This window comes from Pantoea sp. PNA 14-12, assembly GCF_004364735.1.
Taxonomy (GTDB): Bacteria; Pseudomonadota; Gammaproteobacteria; order Enterobacterales; family Enterobacteriaceae; genus Pantoea; species Pantoea stewartii.
Window position 1 is genome coordinate 855,043 of sequence record NZ_SOAJ01000001.1, and the last position, 24,711, is coordinate 879,753.

Here is a 24,711-nt window from a genome sequence, read left to right on the forward strand (position 1 = left end):
CATCTGCATCTGGCCTCTGTCGGGGTCAGACCCTGAACGTTTCCACAATCGCCTGGAGCGCATGCGCCTGATCAGACAGACCGTGAGACGCGGTGGAAGATTCCTCAACCAGGGCCGCGTTATTTTGCGTGACGCCATCCATCTGACTGACGGCGATGCTGACCTGCGAAATACCCTGCATCTGCTCAGTCGATGCCAGTGAAATCTCATCCATGGCGGACGCCAGTGAGCCGACCATACCGACAATCTTCAGAATACTTTCCCCCGTTCCCTGTGCGACGCCCACGCCGCTTTCCACCTGCGTAACCGCCTGCTCAATGAGCTGCTTGATGTCACGGGCTGCCGTCGCACTGCGCTGCGCCAGTGTTCTGACCTCCCCCGCAACGACCGCAAAACCCCGGCCATCTTCACCGGCGCGCGCGGCTTCTACGGCGGCATTGAGCGCCAGAATATTAGTCTGGAAGGCGATGCTTTCAATCACGGCGATGATGTCGCGAACTTTAAGCGCACTGGCCGAAATCGTGTGCATGGTATCCGACATTTTCTGCACGTCAGTTTCCCCCTTACGTGCCAGCAATGCGGTCTCACGGGCAGACTCGGCGGTCTTCTGCGCACTGGCGGCATTGTTTTTCACCGTTGTCGTCAGCTCCTCCATACTGGCGGCCGTTTCCTGTAATGCGGCAGCCTGCTGTTCGGTTCGGGAAGACAGCTCGGTATTGCCTCGTGAGATTTCATCGGCCGCCAGCGAGACGGAAGCGGATGAGGCTTTAATCTGCGATACCAGGTCACGCAGGTTGTCCTGCATGCCTGCCAGTGAGGCCATCAGGCTGAAAGCATCATCGCGGCGAAGTTTAACCGGCGTACTCAGATCGCCGGCGGCAATGGCGGCGGCCAGCGCCTGTGCCTGGGCGGGTTCTGCGCCCAATTGTTTCTTGATACGGCGCGTAATCAGCCAGCTCATGACAAAGCCCAGAGCGATAAACACCACGGTGAGTACGCTCAGCGACAGGAACACGCCTGCGAGCCCCGTTTCGGTCTTCACTGCCGTACCGCCGGTCACACGATCCTGATAAGCCACCATATCGTTGACGGCTGAGCGGTAGTTCGTCAGGTCCGTCAGTAGCGCGTTGTCGATATGTTCACGGACGGCATTGCCGTCCTGTTGCAGGGCTCGCGTCGCACTGGCTTTGAAAGGCGGCGATGACGTTTCGATTTTTTTCAAAAAGTCAGAGGCTTCATCCACTTCGCTGAGATTAATACCCGGAATGGTACGCGCCCCGTTAATCAGCGTGCGGAAGTGGGCGGTGGTGTCATCACTGTTTTGTTGTAATGCCGCAAATTTTGCAGCGATATCCTGTATGGATGCGTGCCTGTCACCCGAGGATGCCGCCAGAAGCAGCGTAGTTTGCTGTGCAACATTGTCCTTAATGGTCTGTAAGGTGCGCAAATCATTCAGTCGGGCCACCGTCAGCTTCTGCTGATCTCTGACTGTACTGAGCTTGATACCGGCAAAAAGGGTAATACACACGCCGAGCATGATGACGGTCAGGAAAGCCGCGTTGAGCATCATGTTGAGTGACATTTTTCCTGGTCTGAACATAAGGTTCTCCATAAGAATTGTTTCCGCTAATGCTGCAAAAAGGTTATCGGCAGGCCCGGCCAGACAAGGAATAATTTACATAGTCAGCCTCTGTCTTTACAAAACCTACCCGCGTGGCGGCTTTTACAGGATGAAGCAAGGCAGCGGTAGCACCACGTTTTTGCTGCGGAGACAAGCCAGTCTGCCGTGACGGTGCCCCTCGTCTTCCCGGGGCGTTTGTCAGTGACGCGCCACGCAGGACGAAAAAATTTCGCCCCAGCCCGATCATCACGGTCAATGCGCCGCCTGGCTGCGGCTCTTCAGCAGCCTGTCAGCAAGGCAGGGCAGGGGCTTAGCGGGGATCATGCGAGGTGATTCGCAACTGAAAAGCATAAATCACTACGGTTCGCTTGTTTAATGCCGATAACACGATCACAGCGCAAGTGCTGGCAGAAGAATGAAAGGCAAAACGTCCGGCGTTTCCCGACGTGCAGCAATATGATGCGGCCGTCTCAACCTTTCATGACTGACTGAAAGAGAGGGTGACGGCAGATATTCCGCCGGCGCGCCTTTTTCAGATATGAAACCTCGTCATTTTATGAGGACTTAACGACTAACCGATCACCCATAACGGCCGGATGAAAACACGCGGCAGGTTGCAGGCACCTGAATGAACACGAAAAGAAAAAATGCGACACTGCATACCTGCTTTAAGAAACGGCTTCAGGCCGGTGAATTTACGCCTTATTTTCAGCCGATTGTGTCGCTCGAGGATGAGCGGGTAGTCGGCTTTGAAATGCTGGCCCGCCGCGTTTTACCGGACGGGCTTATTATCCCGCCCGATCAATTCATTCCCGAAATGGAACGTCAGGGCCTGCTGAATGAACTGACCGCCGTCCTGTTAACTCAGGGCATTCTGACCGCAGGCACCTGGCCCGAACAGCAGTTTTTATCGGTTAATGTTTCGCCTTCCCAACTGAAGGGCCGCCATCTGCCTGACATCATCAAGCACGTGGCAAATCAGTACGCCTTCAGTTTGCCCAGGCTCAAGATAGAAATCACCGAAACGGCCCTGATAGATGATGTGGATTCTGCGCGTGCGCAGATTGATTACCTTTCAGATATGGGCTGCATGATAGCAATGGATGACTTTGGCACCGGATTCTCAAGCCTGGCCTGGCTCATTCAGCTTCCTGCCACCACAATCAAAATCGACAGCAGTTTCATTCGCTCAATGCTGCACCAAAAGGACAGTCGCAAGATTGTTTCCAGCGTTGTCGGCCTGGGACGCAGCCTGGATATGGACGTGATCGCCGAAGGGGTTGAAACAGAGGAAGAGGCGGAAATGCTGCGGAAAATAGGCTGCACCTATGCGCAGGGCTATTTATTCGGCAAGCCGCTGACCGCAGATGAGACGCACGCGTTGCTACTCACCCGACCGGGTAAAAAATTTCATCGCAGGGTACAACGCATGTCTCTCGATCAGCGCGCGCATCAGATCTCGTCCATGTACGCTGCGCCCGGGACCTCCATCTGTTTCCTCAACACGGATCTCCGGATCGTGGATGCCAGTGAGACCTTCGCCGAACGCGTCTGCTGGGAGCTGGACGATCTCATCGACCGTTATATCTATGAAGTCATCCCTTCGGAGGCGGATAAACTGTTATGGCTTCAGGATTTCCGCGAAAAAGGGCTGCCTTACCCGCCTTATGAAGTGACGCTGCCGGGCGGTCGAATTGATCTGGTTATCATTACCCGGGTGGAGGATGAAGCCAAAGACTTGCTGGGCTTCTGTGTGTTCGGTATCGACATCAGTAGCCGGATGGGCACAGAACACCCTGTGGAACAGGATTTTTCCGCTAAACAGCAGGGCGCGGAAAGTAAGATATTACCGGGACGTTCAAAACCAGGCTGAATGGGCACGCTGCCGCATCGTAAAAACCTGCGCCCCCGCAGGCACCTCATCGGATGGGGCAGGCCGGAGATCACTTACCTGCTGTCATCTCCCTGCCTGATAGCGTTGTGCACGTTTATGTCTGCACACCGGTCTGACCCGCCAGACCGGCTCAGCACCGAAGGAAAAAACCGTTAGCACACAGGCAGGATCAGCGTATTGCCTGAATTTGTATTGACAGAGTAAGCATCCGGCAGTCTGTAATTAAAGCCCGGCGGGAACGGGCCACAAGCGCGAATACTGCCATGATAAATTAACACGCAGAAAGGTAATATAAGCCAGGCCGTGATAATCCCCTGCCGGGCATAATGCGCAACCTGTGAAAAATAAACACAATTTTCTGTTAGACATAAGGAATTCATGTTTTCGGATACCGTCTGTAATTAATCTGTTCAGGTTTACGGCATTGCTGTGCATTAAATCAGCAGGCGGCTTCGCTTTTCTCCTTTGTAACTTCCGTTCACATAATCACCTTCTCAGATAAGTCATTGTAAAAAAAGTCTAAGTTATTTTTATTTGAATTAATTTTCACGATGAGCAGCAATTTTATTTATCTCAGTTACGCTTTTAAGACTGATTTAAAAAGAACATGAAGGCAAATCTTAATCACGAAGGAGAAATGTATCGCAGGTCATTCCAGAGGGAATCTGTCATTATTCCGCCGTAGTTAAATTTGTCGGAAATATCCGAAAACATTGCGCAACCCTAATTATTTTAAAAACAGGGCAGGCAATCACGCTTTTTAGTCACGCGTATTTTAAGCGAACGGCCTCTTTCCACAGCGAACGCACGATTAGCGTCAGGCTGATTAACCAGCCCAGAAAATCCGATGCCGCTCGCCGTCCCGGTCAGGGCCGGTGGGCGCCAAATCATCCATGACCTGAGGGGAAAAATATGAAAGCAGTCGTTTATAACGGACCATACGATGTGTCAGTAAAAGACGTGCCCGATGCCAAAATTGAGCGTCCCACGGATGTTCTGGTTCGTATCACCACCACCAATATTTGCGGATCTGATCTTCATATGTACGAAGGGCGTACCAGCTTCGAACAGGGCCGTATCCTGGGCCATGAAAATCTGGGGCAGGTGGTAGAGATCGGCAGCGGTGTGGAGCGCGTGAAAGTCGGAGATTATGTCTGCCTGCCTTTCAACGTCGGCTGCGGATTCTGCGAAAACTGTGAAAAAGGGCTGACAGGCTTCTGCCTGACGACCAATCCAGGCACGGCAGGGGCGGCGTACGGCTTTGCCGAAATGGGGCCCTGGTCCGGTGGGCAGGCAGAATTATTGCGCGTACCCTTTGCCGATTTTAACTGCCTGGTGCTGCCACCCGATGCGGTTGAAAAGGAAGACGATTACGTCATGCTGTCTGATATTTTTCCCACCGGCTGGCATGCCACTGAACTGGCAGGGCTCAAACCCGGTGAAAGTGTGGCTATCTATGGTGCAGGGCCGGTAGGACTGATGGCGGCGCATTCGGCGATTATCAAGGGTGCTTCCGAAGTGTACGTCGTGGACACGCACGCCGACAGGCTGGCGTTGGCTGAAAAACTCGGTGCCATTGCTATTAATGCCACCGGGGCCGATGCGGTAAATAAAATCCTCGACCTGACGGATGGCCGGGGCACCGATTGTGGCTGCGAATGTGTGGGATATCAGTGCTGTAACAAACATGGGGTTGAAGATAACGCCGACACCATGAACAGCCTGGTGGCCTCCACCAAAGCGACGGGCGGCATTGGTGTGGTGGGCGTATTTGTGCCACAGGATCCCGGTGCTGCCACCGATCTGGCGAAAGAAGGTAAAATGCCTTTCGACTTCGGCAGCTTCTGGTTTAAAGGCCAGTCTGTCCGCACTGGCCAGGCAAACGTCAAAGCCTATAACCGCCAGCTGGCGCGTCTGATCGCGCAGGACAAAGCGAAGCCGGGACAAATCATTTCCCACCGGCTGCAACTGACAGAAGCCGCAGAGGGCTATAAACATTTTGACAACCGCGACAGCGGGTGGACAAAAGTGATTTTAAAACCCTGAATAATTCGCAGTTAACCGGGCCGCCGCAGTCTGGGATCTCGTCTGAGTACCGGGGACCGGGCTGTTGGCGGTTAAAGACGGCCCCTGTGGTTAGCTGGCTGACCGATGACGTTTTATCTCAACAGCATGGGTGGCAAAGGACGAGGCCGCCTCGCCTTCACTGTGCCAGCGTAAGTCACAGCCCATACCTGCTGTGGAAAGGTCTGGTACAGGGCGGCGTTTATAACACGAGAGAAACGTGAATATAATCGTTTGGCATCCGAAAGTGTGAACCGAAAAAACGCGGGTCTGTTATATGAGAACGCTACGTCATTTTACTGGCTTTATTTAAGCGAAAAAAAACCGCCGGCGCGGCGGTTAAGTGAAACAGTGAAATTCGGTTTGGGGGAAACCTGTCGCTAAGTTAATTTCACAAAATATTTTTTCGCAAGCGTAAGCGGCAACCAAAAACTATTAGGAAGGGAGCAAAAAAAAGAATTTAAGAGTTTTCCTGGTGGCTGGCTGCCTGTTTCATATTCCGTTGGTATAAGAATCCTGTTTCCGATATTGCGCTTACACTTTGTTACCCCTTTTCCCTCAAATTCTCCTGCCGTCTCGCCTGATTTATCGACTGTGCACAACTAGTTTTAACAGGAAATAAAAATTACCTGGCCTTTATACAGGCAGAAAGCCGATGACCGCTTATCCCATCCGCGAAAAGAAAAAAGGTAAAATCATGGAAACATGCACCATTGTCTACAACGGGGAACGGCTGTCAGGTCAGGCAGGTTTGCCCCTGATTGATTTTCTCGAACTGCACGGCAAAAAACTGCCGCATGTCTGTTATCACCCCGCTCTGAAGCCACTGGAAACCTGTGATGTCTGTTGGGTAGAGCATGCGGGCAAACTGGTGCGGGGATGTACGCTAGAAACCGTGCACGACATGGTGGTCAGCAGCGTAGATCCGCAGGCGCAGGCGGCGCAGGAAGAGGGCATGGACCGCGTTTTGGCGCGCCATGAACTTTACTGTACGGTATGCGAACACAATACCGGCGACTGCACCTTACACAACGCGGTCAGCGATATGACGATACCGATCCAGTATTATCCCTATGAACGTAAACCTGCGGAAAAAGACCATACCAACCCCTTTTATACTTACGATCCTGACCAGTGTATCCTCTGTGGTCGCTGTGTAGAGGCGTGCCAGAACGTCGAGGTAAACGAAACGCTGTCTATCGATTACACCGCCGACCATCCGCGCGTATTGTGGGACGGTGGCGAGCGCATAGCCGGATCAAGCTGTGTGAGCTGCGGCCATTGCGTTACCGTTTGCCCCTGCAATGCGCTGCTGGAAAAAACGATGCAGCCCAATGCCGGTCCCTTCACCAATATGCCGGAAACCGTGAAGCGTCCGCTGATTGACGTGGTTAAAAAACTGGAAAACAGCATCGGCGCGGGACCCGTTACCGGTGTTTCACTGATCGATATGGCGATGCGCCAGTCTGAAATTAAAAAAACGAAAACGGTCTGCACTTATTGTGGCGTAGGCTGCAGTTTTGAAATGTGGACGCGTGATCGCCACATCCTAAAAGTGCAGCCGGTTGCAGATGCACCCGCGAACGGCATTTCAACCTGTGTAAAAGGCAAGTTTGGCTGGGATTTTGTGAATGATCCGCACCGCCTGACCACCCCGCTTATCCGTGAGCAGGGGCGCTTTCGTCCCGCCAGCTGGGATGAAGCGCTGGCGGTTATCGTCCAGCGCCTGACGCAGATTCATCGACAGTCGGGCGGCAACAGCATCGGCTTTATCGGTTCCAGTAAAGCCAGTAATGAAGAAGCCTATCTGACACAAAAAATCGCCCGTTTAATCTTTGGCACCAACAATGTCGATAACTCCTCCCGTTATTGTCAAAACCCTGCCACACAGGGATTGTTCCGGACCGTCGGCCATGGGGGCGACGCGGGAACCATCAAGGATATGCAGCAGGCGTCGCTGATCATTATCGTCGGCAGCAACATTGCAGAAAATCACCCGGTCATTGCCTCCCATATCAAACAGTCCCATAAACATCACGGGCAGCAGCTTCTCGTTGTGGATCCCCGTCGCCATGAAATGGCTGAGCGCGCGGATCTGTACCTGCGGATTAAGCCGGGTTATGACATGGTGTGGGCATCGGCGATGGCGCGTTACATGTTCGATCACGGTTATGCCGATGAGGCCTTTCTTGCCGAAAAGGTCAATAACGTCGCCGAGTTTCGGGCGTCGCTGGCGCCTTTCACGCTCGACTATGCCAGTCAGTTAACCGGTCTGAGCGTGCAGGAACTGACGAACGCGGCAGAAATGATAGGCCAGGCCAAAAGCGCCTGTCTGTTGTGGGCGATGGGCATTACGCAGCACAGTCACGGTTCGGATACCAGCACCGCACTCTCGAATCTGCTGCTGGTGACCGGCAACTATGGTAAGCCAGGCACCGGCGGGTATCCCATGCGCGGCCACAATAATGTGCAGGGGGCCAGTGATTTTGGCTGCCTGAGTAATGTCTATCCCGGCTATGAAAGCGTCACGGATCCGGCCGTGCGGCAAAAATGGGCGGCGGCCTGGGGCGTCGATCCGGAAGCGCTTTCGGCGGAAGAGGGCGCAGATAATTACCGGATGATCGATCAGGCGCATCAGGGCACGCTGAAAGCGATGTACATCATTGGTGAGGAAACGGCATTTGCGGATGCGCATTCCACAAAAGTCCATGAGGCGTTCAGTCGTCTCGATTTTATGGTGGTGCAGGATATCTTTATGAGCCGGACGGCAGAATTTGCGGATGTCGTGTTGCCTGCCTGCCCGAGCGTCGAAAAAGAGGGGACGTTTGTGAACACCGAACGGCGTATTCAGCGCTTTTACGAGGTGCTACCGCCCTTAGGCGACAGTCGTCCCGACTGGCGGATACTGACCGAACTCGCCAGCCGTCTGGGCCATCCCTGGTATTATCAGCATCCCGCCGACATTATGGCGGAAGCGGCGCGCATCGCCGGTATCTTTGCCGGCGTCAGCTATGACCGGCTGGCGGGCTGGCAGTCGCAGCTCTGGCCTGTCAGCGCCGACGGCAGTAGCACGCCGTTGCTCTATACCGACGGTTTTCACTTCCCCGATGGCAAAGCGCGGCTTTATCCGTTGCAGTGGGAAGCGCCTGCCGAGGAGAGCGATGCCCATTATGATCTGCTGCTTAACAACGGCCGCATGCTGGAGCATTTTCAGGCCACCAACCAGACCGGGGCGGGGGGACGAATCACCTCGCTGTCGCCTCACTGGTACGTTGAAGTCAGCCCCGCACTGGCGCAGGAGCGTCACTTGCAGGAAGGCGACTGGGTCAGGCTGACGTCACGACGCGGTGCGCTTGAGGTGCCGGTGATCATTACTGAACGTGTGGCAGGTAATATCCTTTTTATCCCGATACACCATGGTAAGCCCGGCGTAAACGGACTCACGGGGGATCATCACGATCCTGACGTGCAGACGCCAGCCTATAAAGAAATTGCCATTCGCCTGGAGAAGCTGGCGCGTCCTCCTCACGCTTCACCGCTGCCGTCGCACAATTTTCGCCATGGGCACCGCACGCCGCGCGATCATCTGCCCGTTGAGGATAAATGGCGTCAGCCAGGCTATACGCTGCCGCCTGAACACACTGCCCATCCGGAGAAGTTTTAATGGCTGAACCGCTAAAGTATGACGTGCCGCCCACGCGCACCGAGCCCACAGCAAACGAAGCCCTTGCCACGCTGCTGGAAAGCCTTCATCAGCATGGCTTCCTGCGTCTGGCTACAGATATCGTCAATGCCAATACCCAGATTGCCGGTGTGCTGGTTGAGGGCCTGAACCAGCCAGGAGCGCTTAATGCCATGCAGAATCTGTCCCTGGTCTTTAAGGCGCTGGCAACGATTCCCCCCGAAGAGTTCAATCCTGTGCTGTTGGGGATCGTTAATGCCGCAAAAGCGATGCGGGGGGCCGGACTGGCCGGGGAAGACAAAAGCGCACCCGGCATCCGCGGCATCATCCGATTACTGAAAGATGAAGAGTTATGGCGCGGGATTAAACCGGCTCTGGCAGGCGTCCGCGCGTTTGGACGTGAGATGAAACAGCCGTCTGAAAAACCGATCAGCCGGTATAGTGGGAAGCCTACCCAAAGTTGAGTATCGGGTAACGGTGGCTTTCCCGGGAGCCTGTTGTGCCGGTAATCCAGCCCGTCCGGGCTGGATTACCGGATCCGTTAAGGACGCTGGCAACAGGCGCAAAATGTGCCCGTTTAATAAAGATGATTCACTGACATCCGCTGTTTAAATAAGGGCACCGCACTGCGTCATTTTCTCACTTATTCTCCCTTCATGTTGCGGACAGGGTATTAACACACCATCAGCGGGCCAGATAAAAAAGTTCCGTGCCGCCTGACCAATCTGTTTTTATTCCCGGCAGGCCAGAACACATCTTTACGTGTCGGCCTGGTGCAAAAATGCCGTCTGTGACTGCCCGCTCTTATTGATCATATTAATGAGGATGAGGAAAGCCTGTTTTTGCGTCTGACGTTCCCGCATCGGATGGCCCGGCAAAATGCGAACGGCGGGCGTACAAAGCCTGACTAAGGCAGGGCAGAAGGTAGGCGCGTCAGTTTCTCAGGGGGCTGTTTCACCGGCTTTCAGGCTCAGAGGCGTCCAAAACTGTGTCATGACTTTTTTACCGGTGACGGAATGTTTCAATTACCTTCACAATATATTTTTCGGATCATTGCAGTGCGCCTTGCACCGTGATCTCCTGCTTAATTTTGCCCTGATTGTCGACAGATCTGTTTATTTCCGTAGAAAGCCTCGCCTGAAACCCTTTATCGCCTGCTTATGTGAACCAGAATGTTTCTTACATAAACCATCACGACAGTAAAATAGTGCTGGCACACAATATGCTTTATTCCCACGCACAACATCTAATAATCAAAATCGTACAGGGGCATATTATGGCGTCCACAGGACTTAAAAAGAAATTAGGATTGGTCGATCTGTCGTTACTGGGCATCGGCTCCATGATCGGGTCGGGCTGGCTGTATGCCGCCCTTAACAGCTCCGGTTATGCAGGCAGCCATACCGGCTGGGCCTGGGTGCTGGGTGCGGTGATTGTGCTGATGATTGGCCTGGTTTACGCCGAGCTCTCCTCGGCGTTGCCGCGCGCAGGCGGTTTTGTGCGCTATCCTAACTATTCGCACGGCAATATCGTCGGCTTTGTCATTGGTGTCAGTTCTCTGCTGGCGTATACCAGCACCGCCGGAGTGGAAGTGGAGGCCGTTCGTCAGTACGCGATTTACTGGTGGCCTGCCCTGGGGCATACGGACGGCAGCCCAACGGGATTAGGGTTTGTGGTGCAGATTGGGCTGCTGGTGGTATTTTTCCTGCTTAACTACTGGAGCGTGAGTTTCTTTGGTCGTGTGAATACCATTGTTACCACCTTCAAATTTATCGTGCCGGTACTGACCATCATTACGCTCCTGCTTTACTTTCATGCGCCGAATCTTGACGTTCCGCCAGCACCGCCGGGCGGGGCGCATGGTGTTTTTAGCTCGCTGACGGGAGCAGGGATTGTCTTTGCCTACCTTGGTTTTCGCCAGGCCGTGGATTTTGCGAGTGAAGCCAAAAACCCACAGCGCAACGTACCGCTGGCGATTGGTATTGCCATTGCCGTCAGCTTCGTGATTTACCTGGCCCTGCAGTATGCCTTTATGGGCGCGGTGCCGGCCGATTTACTGTCACAACATGGCTGGGCCGGGCTGAAGCAGGTGTTCCAGTCGCCCTATGCCGATTTAGCGCGCAGCCTGGGACTGACCTGGCTGATTAACCTGATTCTTATCGACGCCGTGATTTCTCCGGCCGGAACCGGCAACATCTATCTGGCGGGGGCTGCGCGCGTGCTGTTTGCCTGGGCGCGTAACGGTCATCTGTTTAAAGTGTTTGGTGAAGTGGATGCAAAATCGGGCGTACCACGCGGCGCATTGTGGTTATCGCTGCTGCTGGCCATCGCCTGGACGCTGCCTTCTGAGTTTCAGGTCTGGGGCGGATTAATCGGTGCGGTCACCTCGGCCACCGTCTTTACCTATATGCCGGGCCCGATCACGCTGGGCGCATTTCGTCGTCACCTGCCGGACATGCAGCGCCCGTTTCGCCTGCCGATAGCCGGGCTGCTCAGTCCGCTGGCGTTTGTAGCCAGTACGCTCCTGATTTACTGGAGCGGCTGGTCGGTCAATGAGATTCTTATCCCGATCCTGATTATTGCCTGGGTTGCTTACGCCGTCTTTGGTAAGAAGAACAGCGAATTCAGTCAGGATCTGCGTTGCGCCTGGTGGCTGCTGGCTTACTACATTGTGGTGATGGTGATTTCCATGCTCGGTACCTACGGCGGGAGCGGCGTGATTAGCACGCCATTCGATATGATCCTTATCATTGTCGCATCCCTGGTCTGCTACTTTTGGGGCGTGAGCGCCAGCCTGGCGAAACCTAATATTACCAATGAGGAGGAGGAGTCGGTATCCTTCGGCAAACACGCGTCCTAGCCTTTATCGTCTGCACCTGTGCCTGGCACAGGTGCAGTTTCTCATGACGGCGCTCCGTTGTGACATTCACTTTTTTGACCGCCCAATCCCGCCCACATCAGGCATTGTGCCGTTCCTCTTGCTCCTGCTGAGTGTGAAACATCTTTTTTTGAGTCCATATATTAAAAGAAACAGAAAGCGGACAGGCAGCCCATAAAACTGATGCACGGACGTGCATCAATTATCGACATTAGTCCTCATTGCCCCATTGATTCAGAAAGGTGGCGATCTCGTCAATACGCGCCGCATCAATGCCTGCCTCGGCGGCCATCTCCTGCTGCGCGTCTTCGCTGATCGCTTCGTTATTCATCAGCCGGGTAATCAGTAACTGGAAGTAGTGCGCCAGCGCATCATGTTCTGACTCGCTGACCGGCGTTGCTGTTTCTGCCGCGTATTCTTCAGCAATGTCATAATACTTGAGTGGAACATCAGGGGTCATATCAGGTCCTCAGGGAAAGTGCTTACTGCTTTCAGGCGGCGATCATAGCAGGGTTGCGTGGGTTTTTCTGCCCTGCGGGCTGTCGTTACCGCGGGGCAGGTTCTGTTTCAACGGTGAGTGAACACAGCGGCAAGCGCGCCAATATCCCTGACGATCACATCGGGTTCAGGCGCCAACGGGAAAGGCGTTTGTCCCGGCCGCGCGATAAAGGCGGTTTTCATCCCCGCGCGCTTCGCACCGCCGACATCCCAGCCGTGCGCGGCTACCATCATGCATGATGTGGCTGGCTGTTTCATTTCATCCATTGCCCAGCGATAAACGCGCAAATCCGGCTTATAGACCTGTAATGACTCGACGCTGAGCACCCGGCTGAAAAAAGAGCTTAGCCCCGCCTGACTGAGTTGTTTTTCAGCCAGTGCCTGTGACGAGTTCGTCAACGCCACCAGCGTCAGGCCGTGCGATTTTAATGCGGATAAACCCTCAGCAACGTCAGGAAAAGCCGGCATGGCCGATAAGGCGTCAGCCAGCGAAGTAGCGTCAGGTAAAGGCGTGATTCCATAGCGTTCGGCGGTCATCTGCAGCACGGCTTCTGCGATATCACCAAAGCTGTGCCAGCTGCCTGTGACGGATTCCACCAGCGAGTAATGCAGCAGCGAAGTGAACCAGGCTTCTGCGCGTTCGGGTTTATTGCCCAGGCGACGCACCACACAGGCTTTTAACGGCGCGGTATCCAGGAGGGTTTCATTGACATCAAAAAAAAGCGTGTGGGTATCTTTACGGGTGACAGTCGTGTCTGTCATTTGACCTCCGTTAACCGTTGAGTATAAACAGACGGTACAGTAACGCCCATCTGGTCAGGCTTAAGCGTAGAAGGCCCATCTGAAACACTCAACTGCGGGAAAGCGTGGCGCGTCTGGCCACGCCTCCAGTGGCTGGGACAAACAGCCCCAGCCCTGTTTCTCAGTGACCGTTCATCAGTCTTTCGACCTCGTCAGGTTTGTCATGCACGCCGAAGCGGTCAACCAAAGTTTGCGTTGCCGCATTCATTCCCCGCAGCCCGACCTCCGTGCCTTCCCGCCGGAACTTGATCACGATGCGGTCCAGCGCGCTCACTGACGTGATGTCCCAGAAATGTGCATGGGTGACATCAATAATGACGCGTTCCACCTCCTCGCTGACGTCAAAATGGCGGGTGAAGCGATCGGACGAGGCAAAAAAGACCTGGCCCGTCACGGTATAAATTCGTGTGTTGCCTTGCCGCTCAGAGGACACCGCCATAAAGCGCGCCACTTTAGTGGCAAAGTTCAGCGAGGCAATCAGTACGCCGATCAGCACACCCAGCGCCAGGTTGTGAGTGGCGACCACAACGACGACGGTGGCCAGCATCACCACGCTGGTGGACATGGGATGGGTGCGCAGGTTGGCAATCGACTGCCAGGAGAAGGTTCCTACAGATACCATAATCATCACGGCGACCAGGGCTGCCATCGGGATCTGAGATACCCACTGGCGCAGAAAGACTACCATCAGCAGTAACACCACGCCCGCCGTCAGGGTGGACAACCGTCCCCGGCCGCCTGACTTCACGTTAATCACCGACTGACCAATCATGGCGCAGCCCGCCATACCGCCAATAAAGGCGGTACAGATGTTGGCGATCCCTTGCGCTTTGCACTCGCGGTTTTTATCGCTGCCTGTATCGGTCATGTCATCCACGATGGTGGCGGTCATCATCGACTCCAGCAATCCCACCACAGCCAGGCCTGCGGCGTAAGGCAGGATGATCAGCAGGGTGTGCAGATTCAGCGGAATGTCCGGGATCAGAAACACGGGCAGGCTGTCGGGCAGCCTGCCCATATCGCCGACGGTGCGCACATCCAGATGGAGCCATACAGAGATTGCAGTCAGAACAATAATGCAGACCAGGGGGGAAGGGATGGCTTTGGTGATCCGGGGGAAAAGATAAATGATGCCGAGCCCGGCAGCGGTCAGGGCATAAACCTGCCAGCTCACATGAGTCAGTTCCGGCAACTGGGCCATAAATATCAGGATGGCCAGCGCGTTGATGAAGCCGGTCACCACCGAGCGGGAGACGTAGCGCATCAGACTGCCTAACCTGAGATAGCCTGCCAGCAACTGCAGAAGGCCGGTCAGCACGGAGGTCGCCAGCAGATACTGCAAGCCGTGCTCTTTAACCAGCGTGACCATCAGCAGCGCCATCGCGCCGGTGGCCGACGAAATCATCGCCGGTCGGCCACCGAGAAAGGCCATAACGAAGGGAATACAGAACGCGGAGTAGAGTCCGACCTGGGGATCTACGCCAGCGATAATCGAAAAGGCGATCGCTTCTGGAATAAGGGCGAGCGCGACCACAATACCGGCAAGGACGTCACCCCGGACGTTACCCAGCCAGTCCTTACGCGTCGAGGACAGCAACATATTGATTTCTCAGTTTTTTAGATGAAAGTAAGCCCATGCGGGCAAAATTTAGTGATGCAAAAGCACATCCGCAGTCGGGATGTTATTGCGTGCGCGATCGGTTAAGCCGGTGCGCCAGGGAAGGGGGAAAACTCAGGGTGGCGTAAGACGCATGATGGTAATTCTCCTTTACGGCCATAAGGGGCTTTCAGGAAGTACATTCCTGCCGGGACGCGATGTCCGGGGCAGACGGCGATGCCTGTCAGGTGACGAAATGGTGCTTTCCTGAGCAGAACAGCGACTCACTATAAACAAAACGACACGCAGGTCAACGTTAAATCGTCCTGCATATTTCTGACAGGCTGCAAAGTCAACCCGAAAGTGAGTGTCAGGGGAACACAGTGAGGAAGGGGGGCGGCCGTACTTGAAAGAAAGCGCCACGCGTCGTGAGCCAGCTGTATCCGCGTGTTTGACGCGATCGTTTCGTTTACAGAACGTGTTTTGACCGCACGAGGAGCAAAAGACAACACTGTGGTTATTCGCAACATGCCGTGAAGTGTCGTCCCTGACAGTATCTCCGGCCGGTACACGCTCGCGCGAGACCGATGAGGTTATCTCGTATCGTCGTCTTCCGGCCGGGGCCGGACTACGTCCATTGGCGTTATTTCTTTTCTTCGTTCAGGCCTGCAAGTGTCTGCAGGTAGGGCACTGGCTGCTTTACGAGACCGGGCGTTAAAAATGCTCTTAGCCATGTTCTGGCTTCCAGGATTTTACTCAGGCGATCGTCGCTGCAATTGTCTGTTGCCATGCGTCTCAGTTCATTCATCAGAGAAGTAATGTTTATTTCCCTGTCAGCCAGCGCCAGGTGCAATGCTGCTTCGCCAATAATGACGTGGCCTTTCTCGTCGTCTTGAAGTAACACGGTCAATCCTCCATAAGTACGATTTATGACAACCTCACCACTGACTGTAGTCGTCCCCGCAGATAATGCCTGCTTAAAATATTCAGCACTTACCCTGTTCTGTCGTGATGCGCTCAGAAACAGGTACGCGTAACCCAGACCAGGTCTGTTATTCGTGCGTTAAAGGGAACATAATGGCACTGCGACCGGAAGGGAGAAAATCTTTTTCATTTAAAGTTATTACCGTTAGCGTAATCTCTTCGGGTGTTCAGTTTCATTTGCACTGTCTTAACCTGAAAGCGCAAGAAAGAGCCGAGGTTGGGTGGTGGGGTGAAAAGTGATAAACTGTATGTTTATACACCTGCCGGGAGGACGATTGAAAAACAATGAGCACGATATTTCACAAGAGGTGCTTGCTCTGGTAGGCAGAACCGTCAGCCAGCTCCTGAGACGGGAGGGCACTGTCATGCCTGAAGACCTGACGAGGGCCTTGCAGACGATGAGTGAACATACCGTAGAGGCAAAAACGCGCGCGGACTGCGGTGAACTCATTATCCGGCTTATGAAAAAGATGCATTAATATCCGCTTCACGTCAGGCATCTTCTTATCTGCGTCGCAGTCGGGCCTGTCACCGTAAGCTACGTGCGTAGAATATCGGGCCTTACTCTCTCTGGTGTCGTTCCGGTCACGGTAATACGATACGTTTTGTCTTACAGAAAGACTTGCCTGGCAGGGATAGCGCTTCAACGCTGTTTTCGTCCCCAAACAGACAGCCTGCTTGTGTCGTTAATCGTGAATGACTTGCTTTGACAGGCGTGTATGACGCTGAGACACGATCAGTTCCGTGAGGTTTCATCGGCATCTTGTGACAGATGGGCGGCATGATCATCGTCCCTGTCATCAGGAGAGCGACGAGCGGCCATATCGGCTTTAATTTCACTGATGGCCATGCTGACTGCGCGGCTTTTCTCTTCGCTGTCAGAAGAACGCATGATGGCATCAAGATTTTCCAGCACGCTCTTGAATGTGACGCTGCCCTGCTCCTCAAGGGATGCCAGGGCAGCCTCTCCAATGAGTGTGTCACGGAGTTTTTCATCTTTACTGTATGTCATTATTACTCTCTGAATAAGTTTTGCCTGCCCGGCTGTCGTGTATATCAGCCACTGTGCCGCAAAGTCCCTTTCAGAAGGTTCCAGCCAGTATCAGAACAGAAGGCGCAACAGCTCCTGCAGGTGTTCTTCTTCCTGAGGAGAAGAAACATGGCTCATACGTTCAATGAGCGACTTGCAAAGCGCTTTGCGGTTCAGCGTACGACCTGCTCTGAGTATTTCAACCACAACAACGCCCAACGTTTCCTGCTGTGAGGGCAGTGATGCGCGGCTGAAGAAGGATGAAACATCTTTACTTACGCCAGTTACGGGCAGTCTGTGTTGCATAAGTTTCTCCATTGTACAGTTATTATGCTGAGTGTATAGATCTAAGTTATACAACAAATCAGTCATTGTACAGGTTTATTTTGGGTTCTGATTTTTAGAGGCCAAATCATCAGGTTTCAAAGCAACTGATCGCCCAATGACGTTGGGAGAAACGGACAGGATGAGCCAGACAGCCGCTCTGACGGGACAGGCAACAAACGCCTGTAAACATGGGGGCCGGGCCTTTTTTCTTCTTAACGCGACATCGTTCCGCTGTACATCGCTGGTTTAATGACAGGCGTATTTCTCTGTTATGCTTTGGCCACGTCTTTTTAAATACCCTGGCCAGTGTTATCCCTGGCTAAGCGCGAAGAGGGTGTGCCATAAAACGGGTTGGCCGGGTCACATCCTGTTGCCAGCGCCTTCGCCGCCGATCAAAAGTCGGCTTGCCGGGCCCCTGTGTTGTTATGTACGGCGCGCCAGTCCTGGCGGTAAATGTTTTTTCTCTGAGGATTACACTATGACGGCCTTTTATCAACTCAGTGCTACCCGTTTACATGGCGAGCGCATTACGATGGCCGACTACGCTGGCAAGGTGGTGTTGGTGGTGAATACCGCCAGTCATTGTGGCTTCACGCCCCAATATGCAGGCCTGGAAGCGCTTTACAAAAAGTATGTCGATCAGGGGCTGGTGGTACTGGGCTTTCCCTGCAACCAGTTCGGCAGGCAGGAACCCGGTAATGCCGACGATATCGCACAGACCTGCCATATCAACTATGGCGTGAGCTTCCCGATGTTCGAGAAAGTCGAGGTCAACGGCGCCGCAGCGCACCCGGTGTTTCGTTTCCTGAAACAGGCATTGCCAGGTGTGTTGGGTGGGCGGATTAAGTGGAATTTCACTAAGTTTCTGATCGCGCGTGATGGTAAACCGCTCAGACGATTTGCCCCCATCACTTCTCCTGAAAAAATGGAAGCCGCGATTGTTGCCGCGCTGGAAAGCACAGCGGCTGTGATGTGAAGCGTTGATCTGGCGTGCCAGCAAAGGACAGAGACCCGGTCAGGTTGTCTGCCGTGCCGCAACCGGCGCCAGGGGGGCTGACTGGCGCAGCGTTTGCCTGTCACCTCAGTAGCGCACCCGGCTGCTGCTCAGACGCAACGCGGGCGCGGCTGCCATAACCGTGCCCGGAATGACCGGCATGCCGCCCAGCACAGACAGAAATGCCTCTGCCCAGTGATGGCTGTCATGCAGATGTAACCCCTTCATCAGGCGCGCGTGCAGGTGTCGCCGTTCACGCAGCGGCATCAGCAGAGCACTGTGAATGGCATCGGCCATGGCATCCGGATCGTAGGGATTGACGATAAGCGCGCCGTCCATCTGCTCCGCCGCGCCCGCAAACTGTGACAGGATCAACACACCTGGGTTTTCCGGATCCTGCAGGGCCACATACATCTTCGCCATCAGACCCATGCCTGACATCAGGGGCGTGACCAGCGCGACGCGTGAGGCACGATAAATACCCGCCTGCTCCTCACGGCTGTAGGCATGCGTCAGGCAATTCACGGGATACCAGTTCATCATGCCATGCACGCCATTACATTCTCCGCACAGAGTTTCTAACGTGTGCGTGACAGCCGCTGCCCGGTCCGCGTAGCCCGCAGCAGGCGGGGCCAGTTGCAGCAGGGTAATATTTTTTTGATAGACGGCATGTTTGCGCAGTAACACTTCTACCGCGCTGATGCGGTAAGGCAGTCCGGCGCTTTCATCAAGATGACCGCCGCTCAGAACGGTGTTTTCCGGTAAGCTTTCCCGACACTGCATTTCCATAAACGCACAGCTGTTGCTGTCACGCAGGCAGCGCACATCATCCAGATCGATCCCGACAGGAAAGACGCCGAGCTTTACAATCCGCCCCTGCACGCGAACGCTGTCTACGCTCAGGCGCTCGGTGCGGAATTCGCTTTCCAGCCAGACGATAAAGTTGTTCAGGTCCTGAACGGTCTGAAAGCCAAGCAGATCACAGCACAGCAGCGACTGCGTGAGCCAGCGCCAGTCGGGAATCGCCTCAAACATCGTGCCTGAGGGAAAGGGCTGGTGCAGGAAAAAGCCCACAGGATTAGTCAGTCCGGCCTCACGGAGGTAATGGGCGCAGCCCAGCAGATGGTAATCCTGTATCCAGATGGTGTCTTCGGGCATAGCGTTATCACAGATGACCCGCGCATAGGCTTCGTTAATCTTTTTGTATTCCCGATAGCCGTCAGCAGAAAAGCGGGCCAAATCCGGACGCTGGTGGAAAACCGGCCACAATCCCTGATGAACATAATGGTGATAACCCTCTTTCACTTCGGCGGAAGACAGAGGAAAGGTCAGCGTTTCATAAGGGCCTTTCTGCTGAATGCTCAGCGGCCTTGGTGCATCAGAAGGCAGCACCGTCGTCTCACCATCCCAGCTTATCCAGAGTCCGCCATGGCGGGAAAGCAGGCCTTCATAAATTGCAGACAGTGTGGAACGTTGTGAATGATTATGTGATACCAGGATAAAACCTGACATGGTGTTTTCCTTATGGGCGGGCAGGGCATCAGTTGCCGTGCCCGGCGTCCAGCCGTTATCGGGTTGAGGTCGGATGAAAAACTGCAGCAGGCCACACATGGCAAAGCGTCCTGTCCGCTTAATGGTGGTGGGCGCGGTCAGCGCTCAACGAGTCGCTCAGGCCGTAAGGGGCAACTGCTCTGAGATAAAGACCCGGCAGCGAGGCATGGCAAATGAATCCGTTGCGTTCAAGAAAGTCCTGGGCGCTGTCGCTCAGCGCAATAATGCGATGACAGCCACTGGCGCCAGGGTGGGTCAGACAGCAGTGGAGCAGCTAGGATCCCAGCCCGATATAGCGATACTCTGGCGAGATAAACAGGTCCTGTATAACCCAGGTTTCGGCCATATCGGTAACGACCCGCGCAAAACCGATCTGCCGGGTATGACGATAGAGGCCAAAGCAAAGACTGCTGTTCAACGCCAGCGTCAGCAGACGTGCATCGGGAATAGCCGAACCCAGCCACTGGGCAATCAGCCGCGGATTGAGCATGGACGGATCGGTGTTGATCTCCATCGTCTCTCTGAACCATTTACGGGGAGACAGCAGGCGTAGCCGCTGCTGCTCGGCAAGATCCGCAATCACGGCATCACCACAAACCGGCAGGAAAGAGGCCGCATTCACACATTTCATCAACGGTTTCCTTTTACATGGACGCCTCAGCGCCCGGTGCCGTTGATTTAAGCGCCCGGCGTGTAAAAGTGGCGTAAAAAAGATCGGGTGCGGTGTAAAAAGGGTGCAAAGGAAAGGGTGAAGACATGGGGGCATGAGCCAGTGAAGAAGCCCCTGTGGCGCAAAGATTACGTGCCGTCGTATCCCCAGCCTGATATATCCCTGTCTTCTCTCCTGAAAAGGGCGGCATGCATACGCTGAGGACGGGACAGACAAGCAATGTTATGTGAAGGCGACTCGCCTTCGTCTCTGCCCGAGCTGTACCGCAGGTCGCGTTTCAGGTGACCGGTTCTGACGATTTAACAGGGTATAAAGCGGCTATCTTCTGCTTTACGCGCCGATCTGCCATTGTTTTGCTGCGTTCATCATCCAGGCTGCTGCACGCGTTCATACTGCGCTGATAAAGGGCAGTGAGGGATTTTCCGACCGGCGGAGTGATGCTGATTTTTGCCGCAAAAAGCAGAAACAGCCACCATCAGCCCGGTCGTTCCGCCGTGAGGATAACGGTAACGCTTAGGTGAAGGGCGCGGTGAAGGCAATCTGGCAGAGTCATCATGACAACGGGAGATAACCGCACACATTACATATTTACAAATTTAAATGTGTAAATATAATGCCGACCCTGTTTCTTTTTAAGGATGTTAATTATGTCGTCTCTTTTCACGCCCCTGACGCTGGGTGATCTCACGTTGCGTAACCGCATTGCGCTTCCACCCCTGACCCGTTGCCGTAGCGAGCAGCCGGGCAACATTCCCGGCACGATGATGGTGGAGTACTATCGCCAGCGTGCCAGCGCGGGCTTCATGATTACCGAAGGTACGCAAATTGAACCGCGCGGGCAGGGCTATGCCTGGACGCCTGGCATTCACAGCGACGCACAAATTGCGGGATGGCGAAACGTCACCGACGCTGTGCATGCAGAGGGCGGAACGCTCTTTTGCCAGCTCTGGCACGTGGGCCGCGTATCGCACAATGCGTTGCAGCCCGGTAAACAGCCGCCTGTTGCTCCTTCCGCCGTTGCCGCCAGCGGCGTACGGGTCTTTATTGAAACCGGACCAGGTGCCGGTATGCTGACGGAACCCAGCATGCCGCGCGAACTGACCACATCGGAAGTCAAAGCGATTGTGGCGATGTACCGCACGGCAGCAGAGAACGCGAAAAAAGCCGGTTTTGACGGTGTCGAGCTGCATGCCGCCAACGGTTATCTGATCAATCAGTTTATTTCTGAACACACCAATTTCCGTACCGATGAATATGGCGGCTCCCTTGATAACCGCCTGCGCTTTCTGCGTGAAGTCACCGAAGCGGTGAGTGCGGTATTTGGCAGTCACCGTGTCGGCGTACGTTTCGCGCCATTGTTCTCAAGCACAGAGGAAGAACGCGTTTATCTGGGGCTGGTTGAACGCGATCCGCATGCTACCTACATTCGTGCTGCGCAGATGCTAAACGAGCTTGAAACTGGCTATCTGTCTATCGCCGAAGCGGACTGGGACAACAGTCCGGAGATGCCCGAAAGCTTCCGTATTGCGCTGCGTGAAACCTTCCGTTCCCCCATCATGTATTCCGGACGTTATACCAGGGAAAAGGCCGAACGTATGCTGGAAAAGGGATGGGGCGATCTGTTTGGCTTCGGGCGCACGTTTATCGCTAACCCGGATTTACCGGCGCGTTTCAAAATGGGCTACCCGCTGAACAACGCGGATCCTGCCTCACTGTATGGTGGAAGTGAGAAAGGCTATACTGACTACTCTTTCTATTCTGCTTGAGGTTCTGAGACGGCATGACACCTGAAAATGCCATTAAATTACTGGCTAACCCGACACGGGTTGCGGTGCTCAAATGGCTTAAACGCCCTGACGAAGCCTTTGCTGACTATTCTCAGCTGTATCCCTTCGATCAGTACGGTGTCTGTGCCAGTCTTATTCAGGACAAAGCGGGCCTCTCACAGCCCGCCACCTCGTTATGTCTGAAAGCGCTGCATGATGCCGGCCTGCTTGAGGCAAGCAAGGTCGGTAAATGGACATACTATCGCCGGCGTGAAGAGGCGGTTCACGAGATGAATACGTCAATTATCCAGGCCCTGCAGGATCTGTAGGCGGCTTGTCAACGACAGTCATACGGACGTCCGGTAACGCTGCGTTGTGGCACATCAGGACATGCATGAAAATCAGCGCCAGGCTCACGCATTTCGCTGGCGAGGAAGAGAGGGCGCATGAGCGCCACTCTCTTTTACCGTTGCGACGTTTAGGGCAGCCTGAATAAGTCACGATACAAAGCGCCATCCCTTCGTAACACGCGCCGGAATCTGTCGCAGATACCACAGCCTGTGGACCTGCGACAGACGGATGTGATTGCCCCTGTACCTTCCTGATGAAGCCTGGAACGCCGGCGTTACCTGAATGTTCAGACGCTAAACGACCCAACAATCTGTCGTAATGTTTGGGCCTGTTCAGACAGCGAACGGGAGGCCATTGACGATTCCTGGACCAGCGCCGCGTTATTCTGTGTGACGCCGTCCATCTGATTCACTGCCACGCTGACTTCTGAAATTCCCTGCAGCTGTTCAGAAGAGGCCCGGGCAATCGAGTCCATCCCTTCAGCCAGGTCGCTGACCATACTCATGACCTTCAGGACGCTCTGCCCGGTTAGCGCGGCAATTTCTACGCCGCTGTCAACGTGTGCGACGGCCTGTTCAATCAGACGCTTGATGTCTTTCGCGGCTGTGGCACTACGCTGGGCAAGTGTCCGCACCTCACCAGCCACGACGGCGAATCCGCGACCATCTTCACCTGCACGCGCGGCTTCCACGGCGGCATTCAACGCCAGGATGTTGGTCTGAAAAGCGATGCTTTCAATCACGGACGTAATATCACGGACCTTGACTGCGCTCTCATGGATGTTGTGCATGGTATCGGTCATGTGGCTGACCTTGGACTTGTCGGCGTTAACGGTCTCTGCTGTTGCCCGGGCAGATTCAGCGGTTTGCTGCGCACCGGCTGTGTTGCTCTTCACCGTGCTGGTGAGCTGCTCCATGCTGGCGGCGGTCTGCTGCAGCGCGGCAGCCTGCTGCTCGGTTCGTGATGAAAGTTCTGTATTTCCCCGGTCGATTTCATCGGCCGCCAGCGCAACGGACGCGGAGGCGTCTTTAATCTGCAACACGATCCCGCGCAGTCTGGCTTGCATCGCGTCGAGAGACGCCATGAGGCTGCGGTCATCATTTTTTCGCAGTTGAACCGTTGAGGTCAGATTCCCTTGTGAAATAGCGTAAGCGAGCCGTTGCGCTGTAACCGGCTCACCGCCGAGTTCACGCATAATCTTGCGAATCAGGTAACTTCCCGTCAGCAAGCCCAAAATGACCGCAATGCCCAGCAGAACCAGCAAAATAATATAGGCCTGCTCCGTTGTCTTACTGTTCTGACTGACGGCATTATCAGAGCGCTGAGTGAGCACTTCGCCCATTGAGGTGAGTCCGTCAATCAGGGGGTTCTGGGCTGGTCTGACGGTATCAAGAAGAAATTTCACTGTTGCTGCGTTATTTTTCCCCAATGCCAGAGGAACAGTATTACTGAAGGAGTCCAGGGCATTTTTTTGACTCTTTTCTATTGCCTCAAACGCTTTTTTTTCCTCGTTACTGCCCGACTGGTCAATCATCTGGCCCAGTTGAGAACTGCTGTCAACAAACCGGGCTTTTAATTTTTCAAGACGAGCGGATTGCTCTTCAAGACCTTTTTCATCTGTAAATAAAGACAAATTCCTTACCGTGATTGCCATATCACGCTGAATAAGTGTCAGGTCTGTGATTAATTTTGTTTTCTTCATATCACCCTGAACAATGGCTTCAAGGGTGTTTTTAGACTGGTATAAAGAATGAATGGCTACCACTATGCACAGGGAGAAAAAAATGATTAACGTGCCAAAACCCAAACCGAGCCGTGTTGCGATCTTCATAAATCTATCCTGATAAAGGGAGAGGGGGACGGTGATCTTTCGGCACAGACAGACCAACCTTTATCGAAACCAGGACAATTAAATGTAAGAAAACACGTCATGGTAATTTCTGGAAAAATTAAATTTTGTCAATGAGTTAAGACGCATTATTCATAGGTTTTTCTTATATCCC

At 54.1% G+C, this 24,711-nt stretch carries 18 protein-coding genes and 1 pseudogene; 9 read left to right on the top strand and 10 right to left on the bottom strand.

Translation table 11 applies throughout. The annotated features are described in order from the left end of the window. Positions 1 to 25: 25 nt before the first annotated feature. Entirely contained in the window at positions 26 to 1,600 is a 1,575-nt protein-coding gene (locus C7434_RS04165; RefSeq protein WP_133745173.1) for a methyl-accepting chemotaxis protein, read from the bottom strand. A gap of 649 nt (positions 1,601 to 2,249) precedes the next feature. Here C7434_RS04165 and C7434_RS04170 point away from each other — a divergent pair. From C7434_RS04170 to C7434_RS04190, 5 genes are all read left to right on the top strand, one after another. Beyond that, positions 2,250 to 3,494, top strand: a complete 1,245-nt coding sequence (locus tag C7434_RS04170; protein ID WP_110267609.1) for an EAL domain-containing protein — start codon at positions 2,250 to 2,252, stop codon at positions 3,492 to 3,494. 933 nt (positions 3,495 to 4,427) lie between these two features. Then, on the top strand, positions 4,428 to 5,561 hold the full coding sequence (locus C7434_RS04175; protein ID WP_033741031.1) for a glutathione-independent formaldehyde dehydrogenase: 1,134 nt from the start codon (positions 4,428 to 4,430) through the stop codon (positions 5,559 to 5,561). A gap of 712 nt (positions 5,562 to 6,273) precedes the next feature. After that, on the top strand, positions 6,274 to 9,243 hold the full coding sequence (gene fdhF, locus C7434_RS04180) for a formate dehydrogenase subunit alpha (protein WP_205956231.1): 2,970 nt from the start codon (positions 6,274 to 6,276) through the stop codon (positions 9,241 to 9,243). After that, complete coding sequence (locus tag C7434_RS04185) at positions 9,243 to 9,725, top strand: DUF1641 domain-containing protein (RefSeq protein ID WP_133745175.1); 483 nt, start codon at positions 9,243 to 9,245, stop codon at positions 9,723 to 9,725. The genes fdhF and C7434_RS04185 overlap by 1 nt, the downstream gene beginning before the upstream one ends. Before the next feature lie 812 nt (positions 9,726 to 10,537). Further along, positions 10,538 to 12,121, top strand: a complete 1,584-nt coding sequence (locus C7434_RS04190; RefSeq protein ID WP_039340752.1) for an APC family permease — start codon at positions 10,538 to 10,540, stop codon at positions 12,119 to 12,121. Positions 12,122 to 12,350: 229 nt separating this feature from the next. Here the strand turns inward: C7434_RS04190 and C7434_RS04195 are convergent, their stop codons facing one another. From C7434_RS04195 to C7434_RS04210, 4 genes are all read right to left on the bottom strand, one after another. Further along, positions 12,351 to 12,599, bottom strand: a complete 249-nt coding sequence (locus C7434_RS04195; protein ID WP_006119678.1) for a DUF2543 family protein — start codon at positions 12,597 to 12,599, stop codon at positions 12,351 to 12,353. Between the two features lie 107 nt (positions 12,600 to 12,706). Continuing rightward, on the bottom strand, positions 12,707 to 13,399 hold the full coding sequence (locus C7434_RS04200; protein WP_039340748.1) for a haloacid dehalogenase type II: 693 nt from the start codon (positions 13,397 to 13,399) through the stop codon (positions 12,707 to 12,709). 160 nt (positions 13,400 to 13,559) lie between these two features. After that, positions 13,560 to 15,038 (bottom strand): SulP family inorganic anion transporter, encoded by a 1,479-nt coding sequence (locus C7434_RS04205; protein ID WP_133745176.1) that lies wholly within the window; start codon positions 15,036 to 15,038, stop codon positions 13,560 to 13,562. Positions 15,039 to 15,678: 640 nt separating this feature from the next. After that, a complete protein-coding gene (locus tag C7434_RS04210) occupies positions 15,679 to 15,939 on the bottom strand; it encodes a hypothetical protein (protein WP_006119675.1) in 261 nt (86 codons plus the stop codon). Positions 15,940 to 16,294: 355 nt separating this feature from the next. On the opposite strand from C7434_RS04210, the gene C7434_RS04215 reads away from it, so the two are divergent. Beyond that, positions 16,295 to 16,498, top strand: a complete 204-nt coding sequence (locus C7434_RS04215) for a hypothetical protein (RefSeq protein ID WP_080752806.1) — start codon at positions 16,295 to 16,297, stop codon at positions 16,496 to 16,498. Between the two features lie 257 nt (positions 16,499 to 16,755). Here the strand turns inward: C7434_RS04215 and C7434_RS04220 are convergent, their stop codons facing one another. Together C7434_RS04220 and ycgZ are read right to left on the bottom strand one after the other, a co-directional pair. Next, complete coding sequence (locus C7434_RS04220) at positions 16,756 to 17,031, bottom strand: hypothetical protein (protein ID WP_033741039.1); 276 nt, start codon at positions 17,029 to 17,031, stop codon at positions 16,756 to 16,758. 90 nt (positions 17,032 to 17,121) lie between these two features. Continuing rightward, positions 17,122 to 17,355 (bottom strand): regulatory protein YcgZ, encoded by a 234-nt coding sequence (gene ycgZ / locus C7434_RS04225; RefSeq protein WP_006119672.1) that lies wholly within the window; start codon positions 17,353 to 17,355, stop codon positions 17,122 to 17,124. A gap of 499 nt (positions 17,356 to 17,854) precedes the next feature. Here ycgZ and C7434_RS04230 point away from each other — a divergent pair, with 499 nt between their 5' ends. Continuing rightward, a complete protein-coding gene (locus tag C7434_RS04230; RefSeq protein ID WP_133745177.1) occupies positions 17,855 to 18,352 on the top strand; it encodes a glutathione peroxidase in 498 nt (165 codons plus the stop codon). A 105-nt stretch (positions 18,353 to 18,457) separates the two neighbouring features. Here the strand turns inward: C7434_RS04230 and C7434_RS04235 are convergent, their stop codons facing one another. Further along, positions 18,458 to 19,882, bottom strand: coding sequence for a trehalose-6-phosphate synthase (locus C7434_RS04235; protein WP_133745310.1), 1,425 nt, complete (start codon positions 19,880 to 19,882; stop codon positions 18,458 to 18,460). A 118-nt stretch (positions 19,883 to 20,000) separates the two neighbouring features. Beyond that, positions 20,001 to 20,552, bottom strand: a pseudogene (locus C7434_RS22370) (GNAT family N-acetyltransferase). 686 nt (positions 20,553 to 21,238) lie between these two features. On the opposite strand from C7434_RS22370, the gene C7434_RS04245 reads away from it, so the two are divergent. Both C7434_RS04245 and C7434_RS04250 read left to right on the top strand, forming a co-directional pair. After that, on the top strand, positions 21,239 to 22,357 hold the full coding sequence (locus tag C7434_RS04245; RefSeq protein ID WP_133745178.1) for an alkene reductase: 1,119 nt from the start codon (positions 21,239 to 21,241) through the stop codon (positions 22,355 to 22,357). 14 nt (positions 22,358 to 22,371) lie between these two features. Further along, the gene (locus C7434_RS04250; RefSeq protein WP_006119667.1) at positions 22,372 to 22,686 is read left to right on the top strand and encodes a helix-turn-helix domain-containing protein; all 315 of its coding nucleotides are present in this window, start codon (positions 22,372 to 22,374) and stop codon (positions 22,684 to 22,686) included. A gap of 308 nt (positions 22,687 to 22,994) precedes the next feature. On the opposite strand, the gene C7434_RS04255 is transcribed toward C7434_RS04250, so the two are convergent. Beyond that, positions 22,995 to 24,539 (bottom strand): methyl-accepting chemotaxis protein, encoded by a 1,545-nt coding sequence (locus tag C7434_RS04255; RefSeq protein WP_033741048.1) that lies wholly within the window; start codon positions 24,537 to 24,539, stop codon positions 22,995 to 22,997. Between the last annotated feature and the right edge of the window lie 172 nt (positions 24,540 to 24,711).